Annotated in this window: 9 protein-coding genes; all 9 read left to right on the top strand. The window is 65.0% G+C overall.

The window, feature by feature from the left end; genetic code table 11:
* The first annotated feature begins 48 nt into the window (after positions 1–48).
* The 9 genes from ACNI14_RS03630 to drmC all read left to right on the top strand — a co-directional run bounded on the left by ACNI14_RS03630 (position 49) and on the right by drmC (position 21,855).
* A complete protein-coding gene (locus ACNI14_RS03630) occupies positions 49–1,251 on the top strand; it encodes a DUF6361 family protein (protein ID WP_420518605.1) in 1,203 nt (400 codons plus the stop codon).
* Positions 1,248–3,074 (top strand): phospholipase D family protein, encoded by a 1,827-nt coding sequence (locus ACNI14_RS03625; RefSeq protein WP_420518604.1) that lies wholly within the window; start codon positions 1,248–1,250, stop codon positions 3,072–3,074. The genes ACNI14_RS03630 and ACNI14_RS03625 overlap by 4 nt, the downstream gene beginning before the upstream one ends.
* Positions 3,071–6,283, top strand: coding sequence for a DEAD/DEAH box helicase (locus tag ACNI14_RS03620; RefSeq protein ID WP_420518603.1), 3,213 nt, complete (start codon positions 3,071–3,073; stop codon positions 6,281–6,283). Before ACNI14_RS03625 ends, ACNI14_RS03620 begins: the two co-directional genes overlap by 4 nt.
* A 5-nt stretch (positions 6,284–6,288) precedes the next feature.
* Positions 6,289–8,088 (top strand): alpha/beta hydrolase family protein, encoded by a 1,800-nt coding sequence (locus ACNI14_RS03615; protein ID WP_420518602.1) that lies wholly within the window; start codon positions 6,289–6,291, stop codon positions 8,086–8,088.
* Between the two features lie 102 nt (positions 8,089–8,190).
* Positions 8,191–11,343 (top strand): DISARM system SNF2-like helicase DrmD, encoded by a 3,153-nt coding sequence (drmD, locus tag ACNI14_RS03610; protein WP_420518601.1) that lies wholly within the window; start codon positions 8,191–8,193, stop codon positions 11,341–11,343.
* Positions 11,340–15,410 carry a DNA methyltransferase gene (locus ACNI14_RS03605; protein WP_420518600.1) on the top strand — a complete coding sequence of 1,357 codons (4,071 nt, stop codon included), beginning with the start codon at positions 11,340–11,342 and terminating at the stop codon, positions 15,408–15,410. Before drmD ends, ACNI14_RS03605 begins: the two co-directional genes overlap by 4 nt.
* Positions 15,407–19,132 carry a DISARM system helicase DrmA gene (gene drmA, locus ACNI14_RS03600; protein ID WP_420518599.1) on the top strand — a complete coding sequence of 1,242 codons (3,726 nt, stop codon included), beginning with the start codon at positions 15,407–15,409 and terminating at the stop codon, positions 19,130–19,132. The genes ACNI14_RS03605 and drmA overlap by 4 nt, the downstream gene beginning before the upstream one ends.
* Complete coding sequence (gene drmB / locus ACNI14_RS03595) at positions 19,125–21,137, top strand: DrmB family protein (RefSeq protein WP_420518598.1); 2,013 nt, start codon at positions 19,125–19,127, stop codon at positions 21,135–21,137. Before drmA ends, drmB begins: the two co-directional genes overlap by 8 nt.
* Positions 21,121–21,855 (top strand): DISARM system phospholipase D-like protein DrmC, encoded by a 735-nt coding sequence (drmC, locus tag ACNI14_RS03590; RefSeq protein ID WP_420518597.1) that lies wholly within the window; start codon positions 21,121–21,123, stop codon positions 21,853–21,855. The genes drmB and drmC overlap by 17 nt, the downstream gene beginning before the upstream one ends.
* Positions 21,856–21,877 lie beyond the last annotated feature (22 nt).

The raw sequence follows: 21,877 nt of genomic DNA, 5'->3' as shown, positions 1-21,877 counted from the left end.
GCCTGATCGTTCATTGGAAAAGTCAGGCCGATACGCCAGGATCGCACCATGACTTCGGCGTTCGGGTGGCTCGACAACGATGACGAGCAGCGGCGTCGCATGCTTGAGATCGTCGATCTCTTCCGCGAGCAAGGCACCATTGACGAACTGGGCATCGGTTCAATACGCGACACTCTCGCGAACGCCATGTTCCCTGGCACGTCCACCCTGCACACTCGACTCCGGTACGTCCTGTTCCTGCCATGGCTCATGAAGGCCGCCTCGCGCAAGCACACCCCCGCTGAGATGTCCGCGGAGTTCCGGCACCTGCAGTACCGCTTGATTGACAGCCTGCTCGCGGGCGGCGAGACCGAGGGTGTCATGGGCAACGTCGCGCGGCGCTCGCTCAAGAGGCTACCGGGTGACGTCTACTGGTCGGCGCTCGGCAACTGGGGCCTGGTGGACGCCGCTTCGCCCGACGCCTATTACCGGCGCCTTTCCGACTTCAGGTCGCTCCGAGACCGGACTGCGGACGCAGACGACATCGACTCGCATATGTCGCTGCCGGGAGACGGCATCGATGCCGAGCTTCCAGCGCCTCCCGACGGGTTCCTCAGCGAGGTGACTTTCCAACTGACGCCGCGTGAGGAGGAGTACCTCTCGTACCGGGTTGCGACACGTACGCGGGGGACGCTTCTCGCGTGGCTCGCGCGCAACCCGCCGCCGAACATGGACGGGCCGGATCGTGCAGGCTACCCGTGGGAGGTCGGCAACGCCGACGAGCTCCCAGAGGACCTGCGAAACGTCGTCGATCATGCCCGCCGATTCAGCGCCCTCGTTCACGGCGCGGCGCTCATCTACAACGTGGCGCTGGCGCGCAAGGCGGCACGCGACGATGTACTCGCCGGCCATGAAGAGTCACTCGCTGAGTGGCAGGACTCCGGCGCACGTGAGCTTGCCTCGACGTGGGACCGAGTCGCGTGGTGGCGGTTCATCGGGACCCACAACCCTCAGCTTCGGCACTCGACCAGAGCCTTCGTCGACTCCTGGGTGGACATCGCGAGCTCCGGCGGGGAGCTCCTGACGAGCCAAGAGGCGGCGCGGCTCGCCGAGACCCGCGAGCGACAGATCAAGGGCAGCCGTGCTCGATTCGTGAACCAGTCCGCGCTCGATCGCTGGTCGGGATCGAGCGGGCTCAGTCGTCTTGACTTCCGCTGGGCCAATACCTCGGCGCATTTGCGGGACCTCTACCAGGCGAGGGACGCCGCATGACGCTCACCCCTGAGACCCGCGTGCTGCTCACGGACGCGCTCCGACCGCCGGCGGGCATGGGTGTCGACGTCGCTGTCGGCACCACCTACTCGATGGATCTCACCGCCCTGCTGCTGGCACCGCTCTCGTTCGCGCTCGAGGACCGCCTCGCGGGCTCGGACCTGGATGTCGCCGACCCGGTGCGTCTGCTGGAGGCGGTGCGACGCTACGCGGGCCGGACCACCGTGTTCTGCCAGGCCGGCGGCATCCACGTCCCACCGAACTACCGCAGCATCATGATCTTCGTGGAGGACAGTGTCCGCGAGGTCGTCGCGCCGCATGATGGCGCGATCTTCCACCCCAAGGTCTGGGTGCTGCGATTCGCCGACGAGTCGCGGTCCTCCTTCCTCCACCGGGTCGTCGTGCTGAGCCGGAACATCACGTTCGACCGGTCGTGGGACACGGCGCTCGTGCTCGACGAAGCCCCAGGCGGCACCATCGACGCCGCGCCGATGGCCGGGTTCGTCGAGGCGCTCCCCGGCCTCGGTCTGCAGCCGCTGGCAAGCGACCGCGCGCAGCAGATCGCGAGCCTTGTGAGAACGCTCAGGAAGACGCGGCTCGAGGCGCCCGCGCCTTTCACTTCCGGTGAGCTGCTACCGATCGGCATCGCCGATGCGGACGTGTGGCCCTTCCCCGAGCACGCGCGGCGAGTGCTCGCGATCAGCCCATTCCTGTCGCGCGGCGGCGTCCACGCAATCGGCGCTCTCGCGAAGTCGCGGACGCTGATCACGCGGCAGGAGTCTCTCGACCTTGTCGGCGCAGATGCGCTTGGCGGCTGGGATACGAACGTTCTGCAGCGCTTGGCGGAGGTGGCGGCGGGCTCCGAGGTCGGAGAGGCGGAGGCCGTCGGATTCGAGTTCGGCGGCGTCAACGAGGGGCTCCACGCGAAGACCTTCGTCGTCGACCTCGAGGGAGACGAGTCCGAGGTCGTCACCGGCAGTGCCAACCTCACGAGCGCGCGATGGGGCGGGAACGTCGAGTTCGACGTGGTGCTGCGCGGTGCGACGCGCGAATGTGGCGTCAAGCACGTGCTCAACGGAACGGACGAGGCGCCGGGCCTGATCCGCATGCTCGAGCCCGCATCTGCCGCCGAACCTGACGGGATCGACGACGCCCAGATCGCGACGACCTATCAGATCGAGGCGTTCCACCGCGCCGTCGCGGAGGCCGGCGTCTTGGCTCATGTCGCGGCGATCGACGAGGGCCGTGCGCAGATGGCACTCGCGCTGGTGGTGCCGCCCGAGCTGCCCGGCGACACCGTCGTATGGCCGATCTCCGTCGCGCGGGATGGCCACGCGCGCGAGGTGGCCTCGACGATGGAGTGGACCGTGGCGACGGAGAATGTCACGCCGTTCATCGCCCTGGAGACGACGGCGGGCAGAGGCGACGCGAGGGTGACACGGCGGTGCGTCGTCAAGGCCGAGCTCACCGGCGATGTGGGCGATCGGCGCAAGAACGCCGTCGTTTCCGTGCTCAAGTCCCAGCGAGACGTGTTGCGCTATCTCATCTTCCTGCTCGGAGACCCGTCCTATGACGCTCTTCTCGCGGAACTGTCAGGCGCCGATGCGGTGACATGGGGCGCCGGTGTACGCGGCAGCAACGACGATGTCGCGCTCTTCGAGCCTCTCGTACGCGCGATCGGGCGTGACGACGGGGCGCTCGCGCGCATTGCAGGAGCCATGGCCGAGCTCCGCGAGGCAAGAGGCGGGTCGGACCTGATGCCGGAAGGCTTCGAAGAGCTGTGGGACATGGTGTGGTCCGTCCACCAGGAGAAGCGCTCATGAGTGCCACCCGTGATCGCCCGGATACGGACAAGATCCTCGCCAGCCTCAAGGACTTCCAACGCCGGACGGTCGACTATGCCTTCCGGCGCCTCTGGGCCGACGAGGACTGGACCAAGCGCTTCCTGGTGGCCGACGAAGTGGGCCTGGGCAAGACCATGATCGCGAAGGGCGTGATCGCCAAGACTGTCGAGCATCTGTGGGACAAAGAAGACCGTATCGACATCATCTACATCTGCTCCAACACGCAGATCGCGCGGCAGAACCTCAGCCGGCTCAACGTCGTCGGCGGTGCTGAACTCCGCCACGCCGACCGGCTCACGCTCCTGCCCAAGGCGCTCCAGGACCTACGCGCTGAGAAGGTCAACTTCATATCCTTCACGCCAGGGACCTCGTTCGAGGTCGGCAATCAGGGTGGCAAGTACGAAGAGCGCGTGATGCTCTACTGGATGCTCGCTGGCGCGTGGGGTGCTGATGCCGTGAGGGCTCGGCGATGGAAGCGGTTCTTCCAAGCCACGATGAGTGAGAGCAACTTCCAGTGGCACCTTTCCCAGTTCGACCGCAGCACGCTTGATGGTGAACTGGTGGACTCGTTCGGCGCGGAGATCGAATTGGCAACCGGGCCCGATGGAGGGTCGCTGCGCGCGGAATTGGAGGCGTGTGTCGAAGACTTTAACTACCTCCGCGGAGACCCCGATTGGCGACTCAGCGCCCGGCGCAATCGTCTGGTTGGAGCCTTGCGTCACGTGGTCGCTCGCGCAGCGGTCGAGCATCTCGAGCCTAACCTCGTCATCCTCGACGAGTTTCAGCGGTTCAAGGACGTGCTTGACGGCGACGGCTATGGATCAGACCTCGCCCGAGAAGTGTTCGACCACGAGAAGGCGCGTGTGTTGCTGCTATCGGCGACGCCGTTCAAGATGTACACGCTGCCTGACGAGCCGAGCGGCGACGACCACTACGACGACTTCCAGCGGACGGTCGGGTTTCTCGCGGGTGAGGACGCAGCCCGCGGAGTGCGCGAGGACCTACGAGTCATGCGGGAAGCGGCGGTCGCAGGCGCCCCGACGGAATCCGCGCTCGAATCGCGCGCTCGAGTCGAACAGACCTTGAGGCGCGTGATGAGCCGGATGGAGCGTCTCTCCTCGACCCCGGATCGAGACGGGATGCTGCGCGAAGTACCGATGCCACGTGCCGTCATCGACCGCGCTGACCTTCGGTCATGGGCCACGTTCGATGCCGCATCGCGGCACCTCGGCCGGCACGACGTGTTCGAGTACTGGCGTTCGAGTCCGTATCCGCTGAACCTCATGGAACGAGGCTCGTACCAGATCCGCAAGCGCTTCGAGGCTGCAGTGGACACTGGCGATCCGTTCCTCGCCAAGCTCCTTGAGAACGCGCCGGGCATGCTTCGTCGCGAAGACATCGCGGCGTACGCCCGCGTCGATCCGGGCAACGCAAAGCTCCGTGGGCTGTTCGCCGATGTGCTGGATCGGGGCGCATGGAAGCTCGCGTGGCTACCGCCATCGATGCCGTACTACGAGCTACGGGCTGACTATGCAGATGCCGAACTCCGGAAGTTCACCAAGCGCCTGATCTTCTCGGCGTGGGCGGTGGTGCCGAAGGCCATCGCGGTTATGACGAGCTTTGAGGCTGAGCGCCGAACGCTCGAACGTGCCGGACTAGAGGGCCGTACATACGACGAACAGCGATCGACCACCGCCCCGCTCCAGTACCGGCCTGCCGGCACGACGATGATGCTCCTGTACCCGTCGGCGGCGTTGGCGCGGGTCGGCGATCCTCTCGCGATCGCGCGCGAGGTCGGCGCGATGCCGATGGATCGCAATCACATGATCGGCATCGTGCGCGACCGGGTCGATGGCCTCTTGAGCCGCATGCCGCCGTTGCCAGAGATCGGAGGCGCGACCGACTCGCGGTGGTACTGGGTCGTGGCGGCCATGCTCGATCGCGACGTCGAGAGTCTGAGCGTGCGCGAGCTCTCTCGGCAGGTCAAGTCACGTGCGATCGACGAGGGTGAAGGGACAAGCCGCCTCAAGGAGCACCTCGACCTCCTTTCTCGCCTCGACTCAGTCCGCACTTCAGAAGACCTGGCGGCGCTCGGTCTCGGCGCAGTGCCGAGCGATCTCGCAGACGTACTGACCGATGTTGCCATCGCCGGCTTAGGGGTCGTCGGACTTCGCGCACTCTCACGCGTGGCCGGAGGCGCCAATGCCTTGGCCGATGCCGCAGTGCGCGGCGGTGCGATCGAGATCGCTCTGGGACTGCGCTCAATGTTCAACAAACCCGAAATCATCGCCCTGTTGCGTTCGCACGACGGCGAGGCCTACTGGCGCTCAGTGCTGCACCACGGTATCGATGGCGGCGTGCAGGCGGTGCTCGACGAGTACGTCCACGTGTTGCTGGAGTCAGAAGGGCTCCAGGACGCTGGTCCGGATGATCGCGTTGGGCGCATCGCGGCTGTCATTGGCGAGGCACTGTCCACACGGACGGCGACGAACGTTGTCGAGGACATTGCCGTCAAGTCTGATCGGATCGAGCTGACGCCTCACCGCGTCGGCAGCCACTTCGCGGCTCGTTACGGTCGAGCGCAGTCGGACGACAAGGCGGTTGTGCGAGAGGGTGCCGTACGCGTCGCCTACAACTCGCCGTTCAGGCCCTTCGTTCTCGCGTCGACCTCTGTGGGCCAGGAGGGTCTGGATTTCCACACCTACTCCCATGCGATCGTGCATTGGAACTTGCCGGGCAACCCGGTGGATCTTGAGCAGCGCGAGGGGCGGGTGCACCGTTACAAGGGCCATGCCGTCCGCAAGAACGTGGCACACGACTATGGAGTAGCGGCGCTTGACCACGACTACGACGACCCTTGGGGCGCGGTCTTCTCTTCTGCGGTCGATGGTCGCGCTGAGGCAGATTCCGAGGTGGTGCCGTTTTGGATCTACCCGCGAGTCGGCGGCGCCGCGATCGAACGGTACGTGCCCGCGCAACCCCTGAGCCGCGAGCTCCAGCACTACAACCGCTTACTCAGGACAGTGGTGACGTACCGACAATTGCTCGGGCAGCCGCGGCAGGGTGATTTGTTGAGAACAGTCGGACGCTCGGCCGAGTGGATGCGCATCGACCTGACTGCGCCCATCGCGCGCGACATGCGAGTAGACGCCAATCGCGCCTGGAGAACAGATGGGTCGATAGGCTAGCTACTGTGGCAGAGCAAGTGAGGGTGCTTTTCCTGCACGGCATCAATAGCGCGGAGGTTGTTGATTGGCGCGCGCCGCTGAATGAGGCGCTCGCGAACGACCAACGTTCTCCCGTTGAACTATCGGACCTAGTAGAGCCTCACTACGACGACTTGCTCTCCGCCCTCGTCGACGCGGATGGGGGCCAGCCGCTTGAGTACTCGAATGGTGTCGGGCGTAGTGACTTCGCCGCGCGACAGAGCGTCGTGGCGCGGCGCGTGGCGGGTGCGCGGTTTGCTCCGAGTCGGGGGCCATTCGACGACGAGCGCCTGGAGAAGCTCGGCGTAGCAGCACTGCCGATCTTCGCGCAGGTGCGCGCATTCCTCGCAGTCCAAAGCCATCCGCAGATCGTCCGGCGCGTGCTCGACGACCTCGGGGACGCCAGCGGCGACTGGGTAATCATCGCCCACTCTCTCGGGACCGCGGTCGCTTTGGAGTTGCTCGGACACCTGCCGCAGCGTATGAACGTCCGCCTGCTGGTGACCATCGGCTCACCTCTTGGACGCCAATCGTTCAGGAAATTCGCGGTCAGTGCATACAAGCACGCGAATCTTGCTGCGGTCGGTGCCTGGATCAACGTCTACAACGCGATGGACTTCGTGCCGAGCGCGGGCGGTATTGGCAGCCCGATCCCGGAGGCTGTCAACCTTGCGCTCAATGGGCGGTTCAGGGACCACGGCGTAGCGCATGCGCTACAGCAGCCGCAGATCTGCAGGGAGATCGGCAATGCACTTTGCGGTGTCCGAGAGCGCGGGCTCGTGCCGTCTGCGGAAGGTCCCAATCGGGACGAGTGGTCGGGCAGTGACCTCCTGACCTCGGTCACACTGCAGCACTGCTACCGCATTGAGATGGCTCTGCAGACCTCGCCCCAGCGAGACGCGAAAGACAAGCGGGAACGTGTCCGTGGCATCCGCGAGTGGCTGGCCTCGCACGCGCTGAAGGCCGCACAGGATTCTGGGTCGCGTCCGATCTTCGATGACCTCGACCGAGACATGAAGCCTTGGCTGCACGGCAGGGTTGCGCCAGAACAGATTCCGATGTTCTTGGTCCACCTTTACCGAGCAAATCCCCTCCTGCCATTCAGCGTGGACTACTCCAAAGTCGCGCCGGGAGTGCGTCGTCAAGTAGCGATGGACTTTGGAATTCCCGAGAACTACGTCGACATCGTTGAGAGAGCGGTCGACGAGGTCAAGACAGTCGGGGAGGAACAAGGGCGGACAGTCAAGCGCGTCGCGACGCTGGCAACCGCAGTTGTTCTGGCAGGTGTGGCCGTGGTGGCGGCACCGTTTCTTGCCGTCGCGGCTGCACCTGCAGGCCTTGCCGGAGGAGCAGCCTTTCTTGCAGGGCTCTCGGCCCTGGGACCGGGAGGCATCGCAGGCGGCCTGATGGTAGTTGGTGGCGTCGCGGGTGTGGGAAGTGGTGCTGCGGTCACGCTCGGGAGAACGCTCGGCGCTCAATCGTCGGAGGCGGTTCTCGCGGGGCTCCGAGACCTCCTTGCGGCGCGCCTCGTCGCTGAACGCATTGGAGTCGACACAAAACCGGGCTTCGAGTGGGTAGCTGCCGGCAATGCCCTCATCGAAGCGACCGGCGCGCTGCTTGCCTTCGAGGAGCTCAACGACCCTTCTGGGCAGGGCAAGAAGCTCACGCAGGATGCGAAGAAGAAGGTCGACGGGGTTCAGCGCTTGATGGAGTGGATGGCAACTCGCGGCATGGTGCCGCCAGACGGCGTCATGATCGAGTCCGACAGGCGCGACGACGATGCCTGACTGCGACTCGCCCGCAAGCGCGACTCAGACCCCAAAGCCACCGTTAGGATCCGAGAAGTTTCACCCGCACGCCCGCGTGCCGCCTCGCGATAGGGAAGATCTGTGACTGCTGTGCCGACGACGCCCGAACCCGGTCAGATTGTCGACGTCCGCGGAGAGGTATGGGCAGTCTCCGACGTGCGCGAACAGGCGTTGCCGCGCAGCCCCGCCGACGACGGACGACCGCGCCTGAACCACGTTGTCTCGCTCCAGTCCCTTGCGGAGGACCGCCTGGGAGATGAACTCGACGTTGTGTGGGAGCTCGAGGTCGGCCACTCGATTGCGCCAGACCAAGGCCTACCGGAAGTGATCTCCGAGGACGGCTTCGACGACCCCAACATGCTCGCTGCATTCGTCGATGCTGTGCGGTGGGGAGCGGTCACAACCGCGAACCCCTCGGCCTTTCAAGCGCCGTTCCGCTCCGGCGCGAACGTCGAGGCCTACCAGCTCGAGCCGCTGCGTAGAGCGCTCCAGGCGCCTCGCGCCAATCTCTTGCTCGCAGATGACGTTGGCCTGGGAAAGACCATCGAGGCCGGCCTGGTCATCCAGGAACTCCTGCTCCGCCACCGAGCCCGGTCCGTGGCGGTCGTGTGTCCCCCGAGTCTCGCCACCAAGTGGCAGGAGGAGATGCGGGACAAGTTTGGTCTCGACTTCGTCATCGTGAACAGCGAGCTCATGGCAGAGGTCCGACGCACCCACGGACTCGGGGCCAACCCGCTCAAGCTCTTTCCCCGGGTCATCATCAGCATGGCGTGGCTGCCCGGCCTGCGTGCCCAGCGCCTGGTGCGCGACGTCTTGAGTGACGTCGGCATCGAGAACTCGGCGCGGCGCTACGCGTTCGACATCTTCGTCGTCGATGAGGCTCACCACGCCGCGCCCTCGAGCCCGTCGCGGATTGGCCAGGCTCGCGGCTACGCGGTCGACAGCCAGCGCACCATCGCGGTGCGCGCGCTCGCGAAGCAGTGCGAGCACCGCCTGTTCCTCAGCGCCACGCCGCACAACGGGCACACCGAGTCGTTCACCGCACTCCTCGAGATGGTCGACGACCGCCGCTTCAGCCGAGGGGCACTCGTCGACGAGAAGGCCCTCGCCGAGGTCACCGTGCGCAGACTCAAGCGCGACATTGCGGAGAAGAACTTCCGCAAGCGCGAGGTCAAGACCATTACCTTCAGCCCCTCCGGTGACGAGTCGGAGGCGTTCGAGACGCTCGACAGCATCCTGACCGAGAGCGCACGCGCAAACGACACGAAGCGCGGCGGCGACATCGTGTCGATGCTGCTCAAGAAGCGATTCCTGTCGAGTCCCTACGCCTTCGCGTCCACGCTGAGTCTCTATGCCCAAGCCGCATCCGGTAGCTCGGAGTGGGAGCCGGAGGCCGACTACTATCTGGAAGTCCTCGGTAGCAGTCAGAGCGACGAGGAAGAGGGCGCGGTCGAGCACCCGGAGTTCGACGCCCTGCGCAAGTCGAAGGGCAACAATCCCTTAGTGGCGGCGACTCCGGAGCAGATCGCGACACTCACCGCATGGGGGCTGTCCTACGAGCACAAGCCGGATTCCCGTCTGAGCGCCCTCATCGAGTGGCTCGATGCGATCTGTCGTCCAGACACCAAGCACTGGTCCAACGAGCGCGTCGTGATCTTCACGGAGTACGCCACCACACTCGAGTGGATCGTCAGCAACCTCCGGCAGCGTGGGTACGACGAGTCTCGCCTGGGAGTCATCCAGGGGTCGACGGATGCGGAGGAACGCGCCGACGTGCGCGCTCGATTCACCGCGAACCCGGCACAGGACCCGATCCGCGTCCTCGTGGCAACTGATTCTGCAGGCGAGGGCATCGACCTCCAGAACCACTGCCATCGACTTATCAACTTCGATGTCCCGTTCAATCCGTCGCGTCTCGAGCAGCGCATTGGTCGCATCGACCGCTATGGACAGACCGAGACTCCACAGATCTTCCAGTTCCTGCCCGAGTCGACCGCGGCGACATACGCAGCGGACATGGACTTCATGCGGCGCGTCGCCGAGAAGGTATCGACCATTGCCGGGGACCTCGGTTCGGTGAACCCCGTCATCGACTCTGACATTCAGGGTCACTTCGGCAGCATCGCGATAGCAACGGACAAAGCGGGTGCGGACAAGAACACTCAAGCCGTCAATCGGGCTATGGCGGGCAGCGCCCAACTCAACCGGGAACTCACCCAGTTGGCGCGCACCTTCGATTCTCAGAAGGAGCGCATGCACCTCACCGCGTCGAACGGCAGGAGGGTCGTCGACACGGCCCTCGCCGTGACGGCACAGCCCCCGCTTCGCGAGATCGGCAGTGACCTGACGGACGCCGACGTCTTCGAGCTCCCTCCGCTCGCGCGCGGCTGGCAGAGTGCGACATCAGGACTCGCCACGCGCCTGCAGCCGGACAGGCTCCGTCCCATCACCTTCGCAGACGACATCGCAGACGATGATCCTGACGAGACCATCGTGCGGGTCCACCTGGGTCATGCGCTCATGCGGAAGGCGTCGCGAACCCTGCGAGCGTCATTGTTCAGCGCCGATGCCGCCATGAACCGCGTGACAGCCGTGGTGGTCGACGATCTCGAGGAGTCCTGTGTGGCCGCCGCGAGCCGCCTCGTACTCGTGGGTCGCGGGGGACTGCGGCTTCACGAGGAGGTCTTCCTGGCGGGCGTGCGTTTACGAGGCCAGGCACTGGCGGAGGCGAAAGTGGAGGCACTGCTCGAGCGCACCTTAGACGACCCGGATCTGGCACTCGCCGACGCAGACCTCCGCAGCCATGTTTCGCAACTATGGACCTCCGAGGGAGGGCGTTTGCGGACGCGTTTGGAGAACGCGATGCATCGCCGGGCCGATGCGCGGCGCGAGAGCGTGAGCAGTGACCTTGAGAAGCGCGAGGCCGCGGACATCGCGCGCGCGGAGCAGATATACGGTGCGTTCCGGCTCAACCTGCAAGAGTCCGTGGGGACGATGCGACGCTCGCTCGAGGATGAGCGAGAAGCGCTGTTCTCGATGAACCCCGACCAATTGCGCCAGTACCGCAAGGACATCGAGTCGATCGAGCGGCGACTCGACGAGCTTGCCGACGAGGAGGCGCGGGAGATTGCCGAACTTCGGGCGCGGTACGTGGATGTGCAGCCGTACGTCTCGGCGGCAGCCGTCGTGTTCGCACTGACGCCGGCCGATGCGGCGGCGGGGAGGGTGTCATGAAACCGCCTGTGAAGCCGGTTGCCCAGCGCTTCCGCGAGTGGCTCGAGTTGGTCGATCGCGATGGTCCGTTCATCTCTGTCCCCGCGTTGCGCAAGGTATGGCCTCAGGGTGTGCCTGCCATGGAAGACGGGGCCAAGGCGGTGCTTCGTGACGCAAAGCCGCAGTTCGAGCGCGCATGGGACACGTATACGAGCGATCCCGCTGCGGAGGGCGCTGCCGCTGCGTACCGCGGTGCCCGGGACGCGTGGGTCAGGGTGGTTCTCGAGTCGATTGCGGGATGGGGAGCTCATCTCGTTGACGCAGCATCCTCACCTCACCTGAAGCACATCGAGTCACCAGACGGCTCCGTCTCGGTGGCTCCTACGCTCGCATTCTCGCGAGAAGGATCGGCGCACGTGCTCGTTCTCGCCGTCGATGCGGTGACGAGCCTGCGGGAGCCAGGAACCGATGGATGGGCGGCGAGCCCCATCGATCGCATGGAACACCTGTTGCGAGAGAACGAGGTGCCCGTTGGGGTCGTCACGGACGGCCGATGGTGGGGTCTCGTCAGTGCGTCGGAGGACACCTTGGTGGCCTCGGGCATCGTCGACGCGCAGACGTGGATTGATGAGCCCGATGTGCGCGACGGGTTCCTCGCGCTCCTGAGCCCCATCAGACTGGCAGGAGGTAAATCCGAAGAGCGGACTACCGCCATCTTTGCGGACTCGGTTACCGCTGCAGAGGACCTGACGGTCGCCCTGGGCACTCAGGTGCGCCGAGCGGTCGAACTGCTGGTGGGGGCGTTTTCGGACGAACTGCTGGCGTCCCGTGAAGCTGGTAAGGCGGACCCATTGCCTGCGGATCGCCATCGCGTCTACGACGCGGCGGTGACCGTGATGATGCGCGTGGTGTTCCTACTCTTCGCCGAGGACCGCGCCATGATGCCGCAGTCCGCACTCTACGTCGATGGCTACGGTATGGGCGGCCAGTTGCGAACACTGGAGCGACGCCTCAACCATGAGGACGCGGAGTCGCTGGACGCGACGAGCGACACGTGGCACCGGCTTCTGGCGACCTCGCGTGCCCTGTACGAGGGTGTGAGCGCCGAAGATATGCGCCTTCCTTCCTACGGCGGGTCCCTGTTCGACCCGTCGCGGTTTGAGTTCCTCGAGTCCCGCGATGACGTCGGGGCGCTTGCCGTGACCGTCTCCGACCGCGTCATGCTCGAGGTGCTTCGGGCGCTGCAGTACGCCACCATTGGCGGCCAGCGCCGTCCGGTCTCGTTCCGAGACGTGGACGTTGAGCAGATCGGCTACATCTACGAAGGCTTGCTCGGCTACACGGCACGGGAGGTCATGGAGACGACGCTGGGGCTCCTCGGACGCGAAGGCGAGGAGCCGGAGATTCCCCTCGAGACGATTGAGGGTCTGGCCACGGAGAGTCCAGAACTCAAGAAGCTCGCCCAGAGTGTGCTCGCTTGGGTCAAGGACTCCCAACCCGCAGCGAAGGCTCCATCAGTGCCTGCCCTGGCGAAGGCGCTTGCAGCCGAGGTGGACGATGATGCCGAGCGTGCCCTGGTGGCGGTGACGCGTGACGAGGCGTTGCGTGAGCGCTTGCGCCCCTTTGCTGGTGCGATCCGGCGTGACCTGCGCGACCGCATGGTCGTCACTCCTGTGGGCGGTCTCATCGTCGCGGAGACGCCTTCTCGCGCAACCTCCGGAGCGCACTACACACCCAAGGACCTCGCACGAGAGGTGGTGCTTCACGCGCTCGAGCCGTTGGTCTACCAGCCTGGGCCCTATCAGACTCCCAACAGGGACGCGTGGCGCCTCCTCTCATCGGATCAGATCCTCAATCTGAAGGTCGCGGACATTGCGTGCGGCTCTGGAGCGTTCCTGGTCTCGGCGGCTGAGTACCTCGCCGACAAGTTGATCGAGGCGTGGACACATGAGGGGGTCGCATCGGCGGCGGCTGACCACCTTCGTGTGAGAGCGCGCCGACAAGTGGTCGCGCGCTGTCTCTATGGCGCCGACATCAACGGCATGGCCGTCGAGATGTGCAAGATCTCGCTGTGGCTTGTCTCGCTCGACCCGGACCTGCCGTTCTCCTTCGTCGACGACAAGGTCCTGCATGGCAACTCGCTCCTGGGTATCACGTCCACAAAGCAGCTCGAGGCGCTGCACATCGATCCCGATGCGGTCGCGTCCCGGTCGCACAGCCGGCACGCCGGCCTCCTCTGGGCGGCCGAGGGGGAAGAAGCGGGCTACGTGGAGTCGCTCGACGTGGACGCGACGATTCGCCGTGCCGTCGACCTTCGCCGCAACCTCGCAACGGCAGTGGACGATGCCGATCCCCAGCGTTCCTCACGGACCAAGCGGCGTCTGTGGGACCAGTACCAGGAGACTGTCGCGCAACTGACGCATGTCGCGGATGGGATCATCGCGGCAGGGCTCACGCTTGGGGGCAAGCCCGGCAAGAAGCTCAACGAGGCTTACGAGAACCTCCGCATCGCTGTTGACCGTGCCTTCGGCGCTGGCGGGGGAGATATGGCGATGCTCGACGCGATCGTCGATTCGGGGCTCACTCCCGAAGTCGAGACCGACTACGAGCGCTGGAAGCCGCTGCACTGGCCGCTTGCGGTGCCGGATGTCATGGAGCGCGGGGGCTTCGATGCCGTCATCGGAAACCCGCCGTTCTTGGGTGGCAAGAAGATCACACCGGCCATGGGCATGAACGTGAGGCAGTGGTTCAACTTCGTGCTCGGTGACAACCGCGGCAACGGGGATCTCGTTGCCTATTTCTTTCTGCGAGCCATGGCCCTGCTCAATGCGCATGGCTCCGCTGGACTTATCGCGACCAACTCAGTGGCTCAGGGGGACACCCGTGAAGTCGGCCTTGATCGGATGGTAGAGATCGGGTTCGAGATCACGCGATGCATCCAATCCCAGACTTGGCCTGCCAGGAGCGCTGCACTCGAGTTTGCCGCAGTGTGGGGAACTGTCGCGAATGTAGCTGAGTCTTCGCACCGCGTCGCCGATGGCATCCGCACTCGCACAATCGCGACGGCACTGGAGCCTGCCGGTCGCACTGCTGGTAGCCCGCGGCGACTTGCGGCCAATGTTGGAATCGCATTCCAAGGGTGCATCGTGCTTGGCAAAGGCTTCGTGGTCGATGCAGTTGAAGCGACGCAGTGGATTGCCTCGCAGCCTGAGAACGCCGAGGTGGTGCGCCCATACCTGATCGGCGATGACCTCAACTCTCGACCTGACTGCTCTCCGGCGCGCTGGGTGATCGACATGCGTGAGAGAAATCGCACTGAAGCCGCGACTTACACCGTTCCATGGCAACGACTTGAGTCCGAGGTACGGCCGTTCCGAGCGTCCAAAGACTCCAAGAAGTACCCTCGCATGGTCAACGAGTGGTGGAAGTTCTGGAATGGCCGAGTACGACTCCGCGAAGCGCTTGAACCCCTGGACTCGCATCTCGCAATCGCGAGGCTCAGTGACAGCCTCATGCCGGTCCGCGTACCGAACGTCGCGGTTCCAAGCGAGCAGGTAGTGGTTTTCGCTACGGAGTCGTATTCGCTCCAGGGCTTCCTATCGTCGAGTCTCCATCAGTTGTGGGCGATTCGGCACGGTGGAGCGATGCGTAACCACCCCCGCTACGCACCCACGGACGTGTTCTTGACCATCCCGATCCCGATGCTGACGCCGAGCCTCGCCCGTGCAGGAAAAGTTCTTGACAGCGAGCGCCGTGAGGTCATGGTGCGCCGCGATCTCGGTCTCACCAAGCTCTACAACGCCGTGAACGACCCCTCAGTCGCGGGCTCGGCTGACGCTGACGTCGCGCGCATGCGCGAGATCCATGTACAGCTCGATGAGGCCGTCATGGCTGCCTACGGCTGGGATGACGTTCCGCTCGACCACGGTTTTCACACCTATCGCCAGATGGAACGCTGGACCGTGAGCCCTGCTGCACGCGTCGAGCTCCTCGACCGTCTGTTGGAGGAGAACCTGCGACGCGCAGCCGCTCAAGGCGACGCGGAACCGGCCGAAGACGACGATAAGGAAGAAGGTGACGACCAGTGACGGACAACCCCGGCACGCACCCGGCTCTGCCCGTCGAGTATGCGCTGGCTCACGAGCCAGACGGGGCTTCGTGGACCGACCGCGAGAATCTCACCGACATCCTCGAGCGCGAGCTGTTCGGACCCGCCAACGGCGAGGACGAGGTGCTTGAGGCTCAGCCAGACGCGTTGTACCTGGTGGGGCGCATCGCTCCCGCCAAGCTCGTCGATGATGGCGGGCCTGTCGCCGCCGTCGATGACGACGAGGAAGACCAAGCGGTCGACGACTCCGAGCAACTCGACCGCGGCGTGCCTGTTGAATTGGACGGCAACGATCCCGTCGCCAACGATGATGACGGAACTGAGGACGCCCCGCTACGGCGCGGCCTCATGATCCCTGCCTCGATGGGGCTGCGGTTTCAGGTACCGCGCGACCTTGAGTCGGTGACCGTTCACTCCTCATGGGGGACTTACCACTCGCAACGCTCAGACGAGGAGACACCGTCCGGCCGCCCTGTACGCCGCTACGCGCGCAATGACCACCTTCACCACAGCATCATCCCGGTGCAGTCGTTCACGCCCGGCCATACGGAGACCGTCGTGCTCGAGGACCGAGTGGTGCTCCGTGTCGACGTGATGGACCGAGGCGACATGCGCATCGTCGAACTCGCCCTGTGCAACGACAAGCACACTCCGCGTCGCATCCCTGTCGACGCGTGGCTCTATCAGACGCGTCTTGACATTGACGCCGGCGGCAAGGACGTGTTCCTGCCGGTCACCGATCCGCTCGCGGACGGGAGCTCTGAGACTGACTACGAGCTCGCGCGGCTTGAGCTTCAGTACCGCGACAGGCTCGAGTTCGCTGTGGGCCGCACATGCTCGGTGGACTGGGCGCCGATGAATCCCGAATCGCGGCGCACGACGCACGTGCGGACCACGTGGCTGCCCGTCTCCGAGACACCGCAGACGCGCGCCCGGGAGATCGAAGGCGCCACGCTGGACATGCTCGCGCTGGCTGACGTCGCCGACGCCGGCGACGGCGCCGCTCTGGCGAACGCGCTGCGCCCCATCGTCGACGGTTACGACACTTGGATCGCCGAACGCCAGGCAGAAGCCATGGCGCTGCCAGAGCACCTACGAGAGACGGCTCTCGACGCTGTTGAGGATGCCGGGGCCGTCGCGGTGCAACTTCACGCGGGCCTGGACTTCCTCGCTGAAGACCCTGAGGCGCAACTTTGCTTCGCATTCATGAACCGTGTGATGGCTGACCAGCGGATTCAGAGTCAGGCTGCCGAGAAGCGAAAGGCGAAGCCCGAGTTGTCCTTGGCGCAGGCCGTCGACCAAGTGAAGGCCAATGGTCCGAAGGCGCACTCATGGCGCACCTTCCAGATTGCCTTCGTGCTTATGCAGATCGAGGCGCTGGCCAAGCCTGACCTCGACCGTAGGTCGAGCGACGTCGCCCGAGCGGAGCTCCTGTTCTTCCCGACCGGCGGCGGCAAGACTGAGGCGTACCTGGGTCTCGCCGCGTTCACGTTCGCGATCCGGCGGCGCCAGGGTGTGATCGAGTCTGCCGACGGCAAACTCGATGGGCGCTCCGGCATCGCGGTGCTGATGCGCTACACGCTCCGCCTGCTCACGGCGCAGCAATTCCAGCGAGCGACGGCGCTGGTATGTGCCGCGGAGGTTGCACGACTCAGAGCTCCGGAGGTCTGGGGCAACGAGCCGTTCCGCATCGGCCTGTGGGTGGGCACTGCCGTGTCTCCCAAGCGCTATAAGGAGGCGGCCGACCAGCTCGCGAAGGCATCGTCCGAAGGCAGCAAGCGCAGTCTCACGGTGCTCCAGCTCAAGCGCTGTCCGTGGTGTGGGTCGCCGATTGGCGCCAAGAACGTCAAGGGCTCCGACGTCGAGCGACGCATCCGTGTGTACTGCGGTGATGAGTTCGGAGATTGTCCGTTCTCCGAGGGTGGCAGCGCCAGGGAGGGGTTGCCGGTTCTCACAGTCGATGAGGAGATCTATCGTCTCACTCCGTCCTTCGTGATCGCGACCGTGGACAAGTTCGCGCGGCTGGCGCGCGAAGGTGAAGCGGCTTCATTGTTTGGGTACGTGACGGAGAAGTGTGCGCGGCACGGGTACGTGCACCCGGACTCATCCGGGTGCGACCTGACTCCCGGTGGCAAACATCCCGCCAAGGATGGGCGACCATCCGAGGGCAAGGCGCCCGTGGATCGCCTGCGGCCTCCGGACCTGGTCATCCAGGACGAGTTGCACTTTATCACTGGTGCACTTGGAACGGCTGTGGGCGCTTTCGAGACCGCGATCGACCTGATGTGCAGTTGGAAGGACAGTAGGGGTCGGCCTGTGCGAGCGCTCGTCGTGGCGTCTACGGCGACGGTTCGGAACGCGGCGGCGCAGATTCGTGGCCTGTACGGGCGAAAGCCGACGATCTTCCCACCGCAGGTGCTCGACGTGTCCGACACGTACTTTTCTGCAGAGGTCCCGGTCTCCCGCGAGACACCCGGGCGCCGTTACTTGGGCGTGAGCACCACGGGGGTGCGTCTCACCGCCGCCGAGATCGTCGTTGCCGGGACCCTGCTTTCAGCGGGCCAGCTACTGGCAAACCGAGCATCTGCGACCAGACGCCCGTTCAGCGCGGATCCGTACATGACTCTTGTGGCCTACTTCAATGCCACCCGCGAGCTCGCGGGCATGGCCCGATACATGCGTGACGATGTCCAGACGGCAGTGCGGAAGAAGCGGGCGGGAAAGAACTTCCCGCAGCGCTTCGGCACCGAACCGAACGGGCTGCACATCGCCGAACTGACGTCCCGCGCATCGTCCACCGACATCACCGCCACCTTGGATCAGATGGCGGTGGAGTTCGGTGCCGAGTGGGACACGACAGCGGCTCGTCGCGCCCGTGCCGAGAAGCGCAAGGCAGGAGAGACGATCTCATATCGAGACGTCGTTCCGTTCGACACGGTGCTCGCGACCTCGATGCTTCAGGTGGGTGTTGACGTCACTCGTTTGGGCCTGATGATGGTGGTGGGCCAGCCCAAGAATACGGCCGAGTACATTCAGGCGTCCTCCCGGGTGGGTCGAGACGCGGGCCGGCCCGGACTCGTCGTGACTCTCGGGAACTGGGCACGGCCACGTGATTTGGCGCACTTCGAGCAGTTTCGTCACTACCACGAGACGTTCTACTCGCAGGTGGAGCCGCTCTCTGTCACGCCATACTCGTTGACAGCGATCGAGCGGCTGTTCGACGGCGTGCTCGTGGGCGCTGCGCGGGTCCTCGACACGCGCTCGGACGACACTGTCTCGACCGAGAAGGGCGCGGCCAATGTCTCGACCGCGAAGGAGCGCCTGAAGCAGATGATTCAGGTGATCGTCTCGCGTGCCAAGGTGGCCAGCGGGGAGTCGGAGGCGAAAGAGGTGTCCGAGCGGCTACTGAACCGGCTTGGCCAGTGGGAAAAGCGGAAGGCGTTCGCCGTCGCGCACGGCAAGGAACTGGTCTACGAACGGGTGACTGACGACACCAAGCAGGCGGCTTTGCTGTTGTCGCCAGAGAGCTCGCGCGCGCTATCCGATACTCCCGATACGCCTCCGCTCATCGTCGCCAACTCCATGCGTGAGGTGCAGCCGGAGATCAACGTGCTCGTGACGCCACTCCAGGAGAAGCTGATGGCTTACGAGCTGTCACACGCGCCTGCGTGGCATGCGCCCCAGGGAGCCGACGATGACTGAGACGATGCCGAACGAGGCGGTCCTCGATCCGCTCGGGGACCAGGACGCAACGAGCGCGCAGAAGACCTCGCGCAATCGTGCGAAGGTTGGCTCGGCGCGACCATCGTCTTTGCTGTACACGTACGGTCCCGGCGCTGTGATGGACCTCCCGCAGTTGACGGCCATGCCCGCAGGGCTCGACGACTGGGACCGAATCTGGGAGCGACGGGAGAGCGTGCCCACCATTCACGCACCGCGTCTGTTGGCAGTCGTGAAGAACTTCCTCCCTGGTGTCACGCAGCTGCGGCCCTTCCCGTGGGCCCCGAAGCGGTCCTTCGCGGATAGGGAGGGCGAAGACCTTGGCATTCCAGCGCGGGTTTTCCCGCAATGGCTCAGGTGCACCGGATGCAACAAGTTGGGGCCTCTCAGCCAGTTCACCTACGTCAACACGAACCCGTTCCGTCCTGACGAGGCTCGCTTCGAGCATCGAAAGTGCCCCGGCCCGGATGGTCGCATCCGCAAGGTGCCGTCGCAGGTCGTCGCCGCGCGATACCTGCTCGCGTGCACTGATGGCCACCTCGACGAGTTTCCCTATGACTGGTGGGTTCACCAGGGGCAAGCGTGCTCATCCGGCGCGGAGATTCGCCCGCTCGCGATGCTCGAGCGGACGGTAGGAAAGGGTGCATCGGCCACCATCGAGTGCAAGGCATGCAGCCTCAAGCGGCCCATGAACGAGGCCCAAGGCGACGCTGGCCGCGACAAGCTGCCGCGCTGTCGTGGGCGGCATCCACATTTAGGGCTCTTCGCTAAGAATGGCTGCGATCATCAGGCGCGGGTGATGCTGCTCGGCGCCTCAAACCTATGGTTTCCCGCGACCCAGTCCGTCATTGTGATGCCCGAGAGCGAGACCGAGACAGTCATGACCCGTGGCGACGAGTTGCGGGCTGCGATCGGGCCGAAGAAGCTCGAAAAATACCACGCCGATGTGGACCGCATCCGCGAGGAACTGGACGACGTCGACTCGCGCCTGGTGGCTCTGTCGGACGACGAACTCCTTGCCGCCATCGCTGCGTCCATGGCGCCACCGCCAAGCGAGGACGAACGGCAAGCAGAGCTTGCGCGGTTCGATCCGATCGACCTGCTGGTGCCGGAGTGGAACTACCTACAGCGCGATCCCGCTGGCGCTCATCATGTGGACGAGCAGACCGGGCTCGCGATGACCAGTTTGGGTGACCTCCATCCTGACTTGCGTGGTCTCGGGATCTCTCGCGGTCTTGCGGTCGACAGTCTGCGCAAGGTCAATGCTCTCGTGGGCTTCACACGCATCGACGAGATGGAGCGTGCGAACGACTTGCCTTCGCGGCTGGTGCCTCTGACCCGTAGTGCGCGAACCGAATGGGCCGTGGCGACCGAGGACAGGGGTGAAGGCATCTTCCTCCAACTCGACGAAGCGCGCGTCGCCGAGTGGGAAGCGCAGATCGAGTCGACTGACTTGTGGGAGGCGCATCGGGCCTCCCATCAGAGGAACTTCGACGCTCGGTTCTCGGAGACCTCGAAGGACATCGACGCTGACTCCCGCTTCTTGCCGGCTCGGTACTGGCTGGCCCACACGTTTGCCCACCTGCTGATCCGCGAGATGGCGATGTACTCGGGGTACTCGGCAGCGAGCCTGTCCGAGCGCGTGTACGCGTGGAACGAGACCGATGACCGCCCTGCGGCTGCCGGGTTGCTGATTGTCACGACGGCATCGGACTCCGACGGCACGCTCGGTGGCCTGGTGAGTCTGAGTGAGCGCACGTCCCTCAACCGGATCGTGGGCCGCGCGCTCACGCGTGCACGCCGATGCTCGTCCGACCCCGTGTGTGCGCAGCGTGTTCCCAAGGACCCGGAGGATTTCCTTCACGGTGCTGCGTGCCATACGTGCGCGATGGCGTCTGAGACGTCCTGCGAGCGGGCAAACCGCTTCCTTGACCGGCGGTTTGTGCTGGACCTACCGGGGTACGGCGGGTATGGGTTCTTCTCCTGATCTTGGGGAGGCGATGCGCCGGCTCGGGGAGATCCTGAGTGGGACGGAGGCGCGCCTTGTCGCCTCGTCCCTCGACGAGGGCGAGAGCTTCGGGTCGGCGTTGAGTGTCCTTCGGGCGGAGCAGCGGGCCGAGGTATCGGCAGTGGCTGTGACGCACGGCTTGCGCGCTCGACGGGAGGTCCTTGTCGCTGCCCTGTGGGCTATCGAGGGTGCCAAGTCACAGGTGACCTCGGTGGACGCGATCTGGACCATGCCGGGGCACCTGGCTCAGTCAGGTGCGTTGACAGGCTCGCTGGTAGATCTCGTCCGAAGCGCGCGGCGCTCTGTCGTGGCATCAACGTTCAACTTCCAGGAAACGTCCGGGATGTGGAGCGAGCTCCAGGCAGCCGCCACACGGGACGGAGTGATAGTCACCGTGTACATCGACGCAGACGCCGCTGGCAATGGTTACGGTCCGAGTGCCCGTGAGATCTCCGCCAACGTTTCGCCAGGCGAGGTGTACGCGACAAAGCCGTTTGACGGCAAGAACGTGCGAAACCACGCCAAGTTCGTGTCGGTAGACCACCGCTTCGTGGTCGTGACAAGCGCCAACATGTCGTGGAGTGCAGAGAACGCGAACGTCGAGCTCGGTGTGAGGGTCGACGACGCTGGGTTTGCTGAGAGGCTCGAGCGGCAGTTGCGCGCCGCAGCGAGCGACCTCTATAGACGAATCGAGTAGCAGAGCTCGAGTCTGAGTCGGG

Source organism: Demequina pilifera (assembly GCF_048814985.1).
Taxonomy (GTDB): Bacteria; Actinomycetota; Actinomycetes; order Actinomycetales; family Demequinaceae; genus Demequina.
Note: the sequence above shows the minus strand (reverse complement) of the source record. Positions and strands in the feature narration are given on the sequence as shown.